The sequence below is a fragment of the Shigella sp. FC1661 genome, from assembly GCF_001712525.1.
Lineage (GTDB): Bacteria > Pseudomonadota > Gammaproteobacteria > Enterobacterales > Enterobacteriaceae > Escherichia > Escherichia coli.
This window is the reverse complement of the sequence record NZ_MDGW01000245.1, coordinates 1-2,760: the sequence shown is the minus strand read 5'-3', so window position 1 is coordinate 2,760 and position 2,760 is coordinate 1. Positions and strand designations below refer to the sequence as shown.

1 protein-coding gene is annotated in these 2,760 nt (G+C 64.2%); it reads left to right on the top strand.

From position 1 onward, the window contains the following. Positions 1 to 2,583, top strand: a 2,583-nt coding sequence (locus BFF42_RS14605; protein ID WP_252866571.1) for a Tn3-like element TnAs1 family transposase, incomplete at its 5' end; no start/stop codon positions are given. Between the last annotated feature and the right edge of the window lie 177 nt (positions 2,584 to 2,760).

Genomic DNA, 2,760 nt, shown 5'->3' with positions numbered 1-2,760 from the left:
GTCACGCTGAAAATGCCGGCCTTTGAATGGGTTCATGTGCAGCTCCATCAGCAAAAGGGGATGATAAGTTTATCACCACCGACTATTTGCAACAGTGCCATTGACCGGGCCTGCTCGGAAGCCATTGCGCGAGCCAATCGGCGGGTCTACCGCGCCCTGGTCGAACCACTCACGGACTCGCATCGGGCCAAGCTGGACGAGCTGTTGAAGCTCAAGGCCGGCAGCAGCATCACCTGGTTGACCTGGCTGCGCCAGGCACCGCTGAAACCCAACTCTCGGCACATGCTGGAACACATCGAGCGGCTGAAGACATTTCAGTTGGTGGACTTGCCCGAAGGCCTGGGCCGGCACATCCACCAGAACCGCCTGCTCAAGCTGGCCCGCGAGGGTGGGCAGATGACGCCCAAAGACCTCGGTAAGTTCGAGCCGCAGCGCCGCTACGCGACCCTGGCCGCCGTGGTGCTGGAGAGCACCGCGACCGTGATCGATGAGCTGGTCGATCTGCATGACCGCATCCTGGTCAAGCTGTTCAGCGGCGCGAAGCACAAGCATCAGCAGCAGTTCCAGAAGCAGGGCAAGGCGATCAACGACAAGGTGCGCCTGTACTCCAGGATCGGCCAGGCGCTGCTGGAAGCGAAGGAAAGCGGCAGCGACCCCTATGCCGCCATCGAGGCGGTGATTCCCTGGGACGAGTTCACCGAGAGCGTCAGCGAGGCCGAGCTGCTGGCCCGGCCGGAAGGCTTCGACCACCTGCACCTGGTCGGCGAGAACTTCGCCACCCTGCGCCGTTACACGCCGGCCTTGCTGGAGGTGCTGGAACTGCGCGCCGCGCCGGCCGCGCAAGGCGTGCTGGCAGCCGTGCAGACCCTGCGTGAGATGAACGCCGACAACCTGCGCAAGGTGCCGGCCGATGCACCCACGGCCTTCATCAAGCCGCGCTGGAAGCCGCTGGTGATCACCCCGGAAGGCCTCGACCGGAAATTCTACGAAATCTGCGCCCTGTCCGAGCTGAAGAACGCCCTGCGCTCCGGCGACATCTGGGTCAAGGGCTCGCGGCAGTTCCGCGACTTCGACGACTACCTGCTGCCGGCCGAGAAGTTCGCCGCACTCAAGCGCGAGCAGGCCCTGCCCCTGGCGATCAACCCGAACAGCGACCAGTACCTGGAAGAGCGTTTGCAGCTGCTGGACGAGCAGTTGGCCACCGTCACCCGCCTGGCCAAGGACAACGAGCTGCCCGATGCCATCCTCACCGAGTCAGGGCTGAAAATCACCCCGCTGGATGCGGCGGTGCCGGATCGGGCGCAGGCGCTGATCGACCAAACCAGCCAGTTACTGCCGCGCATCAAGATCACCGAACTGCTGATGGACGTGGACGACTGGACGGGCTTCAGCCGCCACTTCACCCACTTGAAGGACGGGGCCGAGGCCAAAGACAGGACGTTGCTGCTGTCCGCAATCCTCGGTGATGCGATCAACCTCGGGCTGACCAAGATGGCCGAGTCGAGCCCCGGCCTGACCTACGCCAAGCTGTCCTGGCTGCAAGCCTGGCACATCCGCGACGAAACCTATTCGGCGGCCTTGGCCGAGCTGGTCAACCACCAGTATCGCCACGCCTTTGCCGCCCACTGGGGCGACGGCACGACCTCATCCTCCGATGGCCAGCGCTTCCGCGCGGGTGGCCGGGGCGAGAGCACCGGGCACGTCAACCCGAAGTACGGTAGCGAGCCGGGACGGCTGTTCTATACCCATATCTCCGACCAGTACGCGCCGTTCAGCACCCGCGTGGTGAATGTCGGCGTCCGCGATTCCACCTATGTGCTCGACGGCCTGCTGTACCACGAGTCCGACCTGCGGATCGAGGAGCACTACACCGACACGGCCGGCTTCACCGATCACGTCTTTGCCCTGATGCACCTGCTAGGCTTCCGCTTCGCGCCGCGCATCCGCGACCTCGGCGAAACCAAGCTGTACGTGCCGCAGGGCGTGCAAGCCTACCCGACGTTGCGCCCGCTGATCGGCGGCACCCTGAACATCAAGCACGTGCGTGCCCACTGGGACGACATCCTGCGCCTGGCCAGCTCGATCAAGCAGGGCACCGTCACCGCCTCGCTGATGCTGCGCAAGCTCGGCAGCTACCCGCGCCAGAACGGACTGGCCGTGGCCCTGCGCGAGCTGGGCCGGATCGAGCGCACGCTGTTCATCCTGGACTGGCTGCAAAGTGTTGAACTGCGCCGCCGCGTGCATGCCGGCCTGAACAAAGGTGAGGCGCGCAACTCGCTGGCCAGGGCGGTGTTCTTCAACCGCCTTGGGGAAATCAGGGATCGGAGCTTCGAGCAGCAGCGCTACCGGGCCAGCGGCCTCAACCTGGTGACGGCGGCTATCGTGCTGTGGAACACGGTGTACCTGGAACGCGCCACCCAGGGGTTGGTCGAGGCCGGCAAGCCGGTGGACGGCGAGCTGCTGCAATTCCTGTCGCCGCTGGGCTGGGAGCACATCAACCTAACCGGCGATTACGTCTGGCGGCAGAGCCGCAGACTGGAAGACGGGAAGTTTCGGCCCTTACGGATGCCCGGAAAACCTTAGCGTACGATTTTTTCCGAATTCTGCGGGCTCCCCTATCTCATCTGCGCAAGGCAGAACGTGAAGACGGCCGCCCTGGACCGGGAAGTTTCGGCCCTTACGGATGCCCGGAAAACCTTAGCGTACGATTTTTTCCGAATTCTGCGGGCTCCCCTATCTCATCTGCGCAAGGCAGAACGT